Raw genomic sequence first — 334 nt, forward strand, 5'->3', positions numbered from 1 at the left:
GTGTTGTGCTTATTGAAATGGTGCTGGTCCCTCTAAACGTTTACCTCTATCGCAGGGTAATCGCTCATAATTGCTTTTGTTCTCAACCCATATATACATTAATTATTCACTCACTCAACGACGATACATCACCTTGACTGCCAATCGATTAGTTTTATCAAACACCACAATTATTTTATTGGGGTTCGTCTTTTCAGCAGGAACTAATAAACCCACACCGCCCACGCTAATATCTTTTGCCAAACCATGGCATAGTGAAATAACAATAAAACAACGGCGTAATAACTGCACGCCTAATACGCCAAGCTGAACTGACTAAGGCTCGAAATTATCT

General features: G+C 39.8%; 1 protein-coding gene. It reads right to left on the bottom strand.

Annotated features, from left to right (window positions below; all coding sequences use genetic code 11):
• Positions 1–114: 114 nt before the first annotated feature.
• Positions 115–291, bottom strand: a complete 177-nt coding sequence (locus CWB76_RS19950; protein WP_249363207.1) for a hypothetical protein — start codon at positions 289–291, stop codon at positions 115–117.
• Positions 292–334: the final 43 nt, after the last annotated feature.

The sequence above is a fragment of the Pseudoalteromonas sp. S1609 genome (assembly GCF_005887255.1).
Classification (GTDB): domain Bacteria; phylum Pseudomonadota; class Gammaproteobacteria; order Enterobacterales; family Alteromonadaceae; genus Pseudoalteromonas.